General features: G+C 65.3%; 4 protein-coding genes. 3 read left to right on the top strand and 1 reads right to left on the bottom strand.

The window, feature by feature from the left end; genetic code table 11:
• A partial coding sequence (locus MJD61_17310) for a hypothetical protein (GenBank protein ID MCG8557021.1) occupies positions 1 to 985 on the top strand: 985 nt, incomplete at its 5' end.
• Here MJD61_17310 and MJD61_17305 read toward each other — a convergent pair.
• Positions 982 to 3753: a TonB-dependent receptor gene (locus tag MJD61_17305; GenBank protein MCG8557020.1), complete on the bottom strand. Its 2772-nt coding sequence runs from the start codon at positions 3751 to 3753 to the stop codon at positions 982 to 984. The two genes, MJD61_17310 and MJD61_17305, sit on opposite strands and share 4 nt — an antisense overlap.
• Positions 3754 to 4118: 365 nt before the next feature.
• Between MJD61_17305 and MJD61_17300 the strand changes: the two genes are divergently transcribed.
• Together MJD61_17300 and MJD61_17295 are read left to right on the top strand one after the other, a co-directional pair.
• The gene (locus tag MJD61_17300) at positions 4119 to 5768 is read left to right on the top strand and encodes a hypothetical protein (GenBank protein ID MCG8557019.1); all 1650 of its coding nucleotides are present in this window, start codon (positions 4119 to 4121) and stop codon (positions 5766 to 5768) included.
• Between the two features lie 231 nt (positions 5769 to 5999).
• Positions 6000 to 7006 (top strand): RHS repeat protein (locus MJD61_17295; protein ID MCG8557018.1); only part of this gene is annotated, 1007 nt, incomplete at its 3' end.

Here is a 7006-nt window from a genome sequence, read left to right as displayed (position 1 = left end):
GCTCGCCAGACGAAGCGAGCGGATTGCCGTGCCGGCGCTCGTGCGCCACATCCTGGACCACGAGACGAAACTCGAGGATCTCGAACCGCTGGCGACAGCTGTCGTGGCTTTGGGTTCACCCGTGGTGGTTCCGGCCCTGGCGCAATTCGTCCGACTCTACCATGCGGACAGCTCCTTCCGCTCAGCGCCTCAAGCCCTGATCATCGCCATTTCGGGCCTGCTAAAGCACGGCGGCGTGGAAGGGAGAGCGCTTGTGGAGGCGCTGTCGCGGCGTCGCGACACGCTGCCTGCAATCGTGATCGCGGCCCGAGAGCATCTTGCGCAGCCGGGAACGAGCGAGCTTGCACGCGAGTCGAAACGGCGAGACGAGCCGACGCGCCTCGCAGCGCTTTCGCAGGCACAAATCCGAGCCCAGTTCGCGCCGCACGTCGATGCCGTGCGGCGCTGCCTGCGGTCTGAGATCGCTCGGGGACCGATGCTCACCGAGGTCCGCATCGCGTTCGTGATCGATCCTCGCGGTGCACCCTATGGCTTCAGCATGATCCCCGCGAGCGCGGAGTTCACCGTGTGCCTCGAGCCCACCTTGCGGCGCATGAGGTTTCCGGCTCCGGGGCGCCGGCAGCTTGCCCAGTACGCAGTGCGCATACGCGACCCGGGGCAGCCCTACGCGGCCGGCCCCATATCGGCTACGCGGTCTCGGCTGAGTTGGTGGTCCGACAACGCCGATCGAAACGGCAATCGCGCGCAGCCAGCGCACCTGCGTCCTTGGTGGAGCGGATCCGGGCAAGAACCCAGCACTTCGGCCGCCCCCGCGGAAGCTGGCTCGCAGTGGTGGCTTGGCGCTGAGGTCGACTTGGCCGTCACCGAACCGGCCGTGGTTGCACCAGAGCCTGCCGCGGAGCCCTCGACAGAGGAATCGGCGGGTCGCTCGGGAGCCACGGCTCGGACCCTCAACGAGTGGTGGAAGCCCGCCGGCGAGCGCTAGTTGCTGCCGGGACCAGGACGAAAGCCGCTCTGCCGCCATTCCGGACAGGAACTCAGTAGCGTCCGCGGACGCCGGCAAACACCCGGCGACCGGTTCTCAGGTTCTGAAACGGTCTGATCTTGCTGCCGATGAACCTCACCAGTGTCGTGTTGGTGAGATTCAATCCCTCCACGAACAGCGATGCGTTGTCCATGAGGTCCACGGTGAATTTGGCGTCCAGCTGCCCGAAGTCGTCTGTGAAGCGCGCGCCGCCGTTGTGGATCTGTTCGAAGAACCTGGTCCGGTAGTTGTATGCGAAGCGGACGCTCACCGGCTTCACTTCGTAGAACGCCACCACGTTGAGACTGTGCCGCGACTGGCCCGGTATCGGCAGCACCTCGTTCGACTGGGGGTCCGTCGTCGTGGTCGTGCTCTGGGCGAACGTAGTTCGCGATCAGCCCCAGGCCGTCCAAGGGTTTCGGCAGCACCGTGAAGGTATGCTGAAAAGCCGCTTCGAATCCGTAGGTGTTGCCGCCTTCTCCGTTGAAGGGCCGGGTCACGCTGGCGTTCGGAATTCCGGGCAGCGACTCGGGCATGGCAGCCAGACCGACGAAGGAATGGATCCGCTTGTAGAAACCGCCGAGCAACAGCGCCGAGCCTCGATCGAAATACCACTCGCCGGACAGGTCCAGTTGATCGGCGACGAAGGGGTCCAGATCGGGGTTGCCTCCGGTACACTCCGGGATCGTCTCGTGGCAGTGAACCGCCGGCGAAAGCTGGGTGAAACCCGGACGATTCATCACGCGAGCAAGCGCCGCGCGGACAACCACGTCCTCGGTCGCATCCAATGCCAGGTTCAGGCTGGGCAGCAGCCGGGTGTCTCCTGTCTTCTCCACCGAGTCCATCCCCACCGCGGTGTCGCCCCGCGCGGAGCGCGAACGCGACGTGGTCTGGGTGTTGACCACACGAAGCCCCAGGTTGCCGCGCAGGCGTCTGTAACCGATATCCCAGTCCACGTTGCCCTGCGCGTACGCCGCCACCACCTGCTCGCTCACCTTGAAGAAGAACGTTGGATCGTCTGCAAAGGTGTAGAGCGAGGGCGCCAGGGTGTCCCAGCCCAGCTCTGGATCCGGCTTCACGTAGCGCCGCAGCGTGTTCTGTTTCGCGATCCCGTTGAGGTAATCGTCCGGGGTGGTCAGTATGCTCGGATACTGGGCCAGCGACATGAACGGCGCCGGGCCGACCAGGTTGCCTACCCGCCTGCTGCGATCCTGAAACTGCGTGCGGTATCTGGCGCCCACCTGTACTGAACGGACCACCGGGTTTTCCAGCTGAAGCGTGCCGTCGACCTGGCTGTAGATCTGCTGCTGGGTACCGCTGATGTTGTCGCGCCAGGTGTTGAAGGTGTCGAGGGCCGCGGGGTTGGTCGGGTCTATGCCGGCGAAGCTCACCGCACCCACGCCGTCTTGCAGGTCGATGCTGTACGCGGCGTCCCCGAGGAACGTCAGCAACTGCACCTCACCCCGTCCACCGGTGGCCTGGGTAATGCCCGTGTGGTTGGACAGCGTCCAGGAACCCACGAACAACGTGCTCTCCAGGTCGAGCGAGTAGGTCTTCAGTGCCACCTCGCGCTTGAACGTGTCGAGCTGGATCTCCTTGTGCGGCATGCCGTTTTGCTTCGGACCTTCCCGCATGTCGATGAAGACCGCGGTGTCCCCCTGGATGATCGCGTTGTTCACGACATTGACCGCGAAGGGGTTCATCGGGTCGGAGCCCGGAGCCCCCACAAACGAGTCCAATCCGTTTGCGAGGTAGTTATCGTTGGTGTTGTTGCCGGCCAGGCGCGAATACAGGCCGTTGAGGGTGAAGTCCAACCCGGGGATGGGTTTCCATTGCGCCGTCCCCAGCACCGAATCCCTGACCCGCTTTTGCTGGAAGAAAGCGGAACCCACGAAGGCAGGATAGAACACGTTCAACCCATCCACGATCCCATCGCCGCCGATGTCGATGTTTCCACGCTTGTAGCTCAGCACCTCGACCGCATCGCGCCGCAGGGTGCGTTGTTGATGCACACCGGCGAGCGACAACCCCAGCTTGCCGTCGTCGCTCTTCCAGCCGGCCAGCAGCGTTGCGCGCGGATCCAGAGCATTCGACAGGTCGCTGTACCCCAGCGCGAGCGAGCCCGCGACGTCCAGCGATTTGGACTGATCGAGCGGCCTGCGCGTGTTCAGGATGATCGTGCCTCCGATACCGCCCTCCTGGAGCCTTGCCTGGGGACTCTTGTAGATCTCCACCGATGCCACGAGATCCGATGGAAGCATCGCGTAGTTGAAGCCACGGTTGAACTCGAAATTCTCGAGAAAGAAGTCCGACGACGCCAGTCCCTGACCGTTGAGCAGGGTGAGGTTTCGGCCTCGGCCTAGCCCGCGAATGCTCACGTCCTGGCCCTCGCCAAAACCGCGCGTGATCGAGACCCCAGGAACGCGCTGCAGCGACTCGGCGATGTTCTCGTCCGGGAATTTGCCTACGTCTTCCGCGGAAATGGCATCGACGATCGCGTCCGCGTTGCGCTTCTTCGTGAGCGCAGCCTCGATGCTGCCGCGAATGCCTCTAACCTCGATCTGCTCCGCCTTGGCGCCGCTGTCCCCGCTAGCTGGAGCTGCTTCGCCAGAGGACGTCGCCGGCTCGGCATGAGCCGACTGTTGGGCCCGGGCGACCCCAGAGGACAGCCAAGTCACGAGCACGGTCCAAGCGAGTGCGTCGAACGGCTGCGATCTGAGTAACGTCATGATGTTCATGGCTCCGTATGTTGGCGTGGCTGCGCAGGATCCAGCCAGCCGGCCTGCGGACACGGGTGTTTATCAGAAAACCCGGTCCGGCTGCATCCCCAGACCGTCAACGGGTTGGGCGCGTCTTCCGCCAAGAAGACTCGAGGGTATGTCCCCAGTATTCTTCGTCGTTGCGGCTCGCCGCGTCGACCCGGTTGGTCTGCTGGCCGGGACGCCGCAGTATTCACGGAGGGCGCGGATCCGGCGGGTCGGGGCAGCTGGCTGGAAAAGGATCGTGGGACTGGAATGTGAACCACTGCGATGAAAGCTGAGGTACCTCCAAGTTGACCAGAACAAGCCGGGGAAACCCGGAGGAGGTACCCCAGATGGCGGAGTGTGCTTCGAGTGAGCAGTGGTTGTCGATAGTGGCGCAAGCTTGGGAACAGGCCGACGACTCGGAGGCCTTGGTGGAGCTCATCAGCGCGAAGTTGAGTGGGGTTGCCGGGGAGCGCAAGCCGATGGTGACGGCGCTGGCGGCTGGGATGGCGGAGCTGGTGCAGTACGCGAAGTCGCCGTCGGAGGCGGGGTGGACTGCAGTGGACGAGGAGCGCGAGGCGGTCGAGATGTCTCGCCGCGTGGTTCGTCCCCTTTATGAGGCGCGGCTTCAGCGGCGGTTGGACGAACTCGATGAACGAGGATCGGGCCGCAGCGTGTGCGCCGGATGCCAAGAGGTGGCCCGGTCGCAGGGCCGCCGGCGGCGGGGATGGGCGAGCTTGTTGGGCCCGCTTTCGCTGCGACGTCGCTACGCCCATTGCGCGAAGTGCGAGCGAGGCGTGGCGCCGGCCCAGCACGCGTTGGGTCTTCCGGAGGCTCGATTCACGCCCCGGCTTGCGGAAGTGGTGACGATGGTGGCGAGCACCGTGCCGCACGAGATGGCCTGCACCTTGGTCTCGAAGATGTGCGGCGTTTCGTTGAGCAAGAAGGCCGTCGAGGACCTGGTGGAGCAACGCGGTGGCCAAGTGCTCGAGCAACTCGAGCAGGACGCAAAGCAGTGGGCTGCCTATGACGAGACAGGGCTGCCGAAGCCCGCGACCGACGCGGTGCCGAGCGAGCCGCAGATGCAGCCCGCGACCGAAACCGATGTGGCATACATCGAGATGGATGGGGTCATTCCGGTCACGCGCGAGCAGATTGCGTGGTCGGACTTGAGCGCGAAGCAACGCAAGCAGCTCGAGCAGGCCAAACAGGACAAGGCACGGGGCGGAAAGGGACGGCGCTACACGATCGTCGGCCGCGAGGTGAAGAACGCGGTGCTGTACACGGCGGCCGACTGCGCGCAGGAGAGCCCTCAACGTGGCTGCCTGCTGCGCAAGCGCTACGTGTCGCTGCTCGGCACCTGGACCGCATTCGCGGCCATGCTGTGGGTCGAGTTGGCGCGGCTACGCTTCGAGCGCGCCAAGCTCGTGGTGATTCTCAGCGACGGGGCGGAATGGATCCGCTCGCTCGCGGCATGGCTCCCATTCGAGACCCTGCTCATTTTGGACCTGTACCACGTCAAGCATCGCATCTTGGAAGTGGCCCAGCTGCTGTGGGGCAAGGGCTCGGCGCCGGCTCAGGCGTGGGCTCACGCACAGTACACGCGCATCGAGAGCGACCAGGCCCTGATGGTGATCGATGCCCTGCGGTTCGTGGACCCGCCCACCCAGGCGGCCGCCGACAAGGTCGAGGAACTGAGAGACCTACCTGCGCAACAACCTCGACCGGATGCACTACTCGGCCTACCGCGAGCGTGGCCTACGCATTTCGTCCGCAGCCGTCGAAAGCGCCAACTTCCACGTCACCGGCCAGCGGCTCAAATGCCAGGGCATGAGGTGGGACGAACAAGGCGCCCGCCACATGGCCGCCCTGCGTGCCGACCTCTTCAACGACCGATGGGAGGACCGAACCCGCCAGCTCCTGGCCGCGTAGCCCCGATCGAACGTAGCCGCGCCCACGCTCGATGGCCAAGCCTACCGGCTCGAACGCCGCTACGATAACCTGTCCCGGCTAACCGGCGTGACCTACCCCTCCGGCCGCAAACTCGAGCTAAGGGCCCGCGAAAGAATAGCTCATGCGTTTCGCCGGTTCCGACCACCGCTGGCTGTGTTGCTCCTCCTCGAAATATCTCCAATATTCCTCGTCGTTGCGCCTTGCCAGCGGTGCCCGGTCCTCGCCCAACCGCGCAAGCTATTCTTTCGCGGGCCCTTGGCTACAACCCCCGCTCGCTCGTGAGCCACATCCCCGGCGTGCAAAGACAAGCCCACTACGACGCCCGCGGACTGCTCTTGAGCGAGCAGCGCGCCAACCACGTCACGACCAGCGCCCGCTACGACGTGCTTCAGAGGCTCGAAGCGCTCGAAACCCACGTTGATGGCGCACCCGCACAAACCCTCGGCTACCGCTACGACCGGGTAGGAAACCTGCTCGAGATCAACGACCAGCTTTCACCGAGCCCCGAGCATCCCAGCGCCGCACGCCTCTTTCACTACGACAGCCTCTACCAGCTCGCTTCCGCTCAAGCGCCCGGCGCAGGCCAAGAGTGGCACTACCGCTATGGCCCCACAGGTGACCTGCTTTTCAAGAGCGACGTCGGCGACTACCGCTACGACCCCCGACAGCGCCTCGTGCAAGCCGGTGAGGTCCCCATCCAGCACGACCCCGCAGGCCACATCACGACCAGGGGCCAAACCCAGCAACGCTTCGACCCCAAGGGCCGCCTCGTCGAAGTCGCTACCGCAACCGGCACCCAGATCCGCTACCGCTACGACTACACCGGCCGCCGCATCGTCAAGGAGGGGCCCGGGCAGCGCACCCTCTACCTCGACCCCCTGAGCGAAGAGCGCAACGGCGAGCTCATCGACTACGTGATCGCAGGCGGCCGCCGCATCGCCCGCTTCGGCGGCGACACACCCGTGCAGCTCACCGCGGCAGCACCCGAGCGCACGGCACGCTGGCCCGCATGGCCGCTCGCTGCCCTCGCCATCGTGCTCGGCTCTTGCGCGTGGATCGCGCAGCTCCGCCGGCACATCCGGCTACCGCGCGGCTGGCCGAAGCCTTTGCGCCCCGCTCGCTTCGCACAGGGCGCCCTATCCCTCGCCCTCGCCCTGCTGCTCGCCGCCACCACAAGCTCCTGCTTCGGCGGCCCGAGCGAGCCACCGAGCGAGGCCATCCACTACCACACCGACCACCTCGGCAGCGTCGCCCTCATCACAAGCCCCCAGGGAAAGCTCCTCGC

It is taken from the genome of Pseudomonadota bacterium, from assembly GCA_022361155.1.
GTDB lineage: Bacteria > Myxococcota_A > Polyangia > Polyangiales > JAKSBK01 > JAKSBK01.
The sequence above is the reverse complement of the archived record's forward strand: the minus strand, read 5'-3'. Positions and strand labels throughout refer to the sequence as shown.

Coding starts and splice junctions, on each gene's coding strand:
- MJD61_17300 (MCG8557019.1), top strand. CDS start 4,119: ATGGCGGAGTGTGCTTCGAGTGAGCAGTGGTTGTCGATAGTGGCGCAA.
- MJD61_17305 (MCG8557020.1), bottom strand. CDS start 3,753: ATGACGTTACTCAGATCGCAGCCGTTCGACGCACTCGCTTGGACCGTG.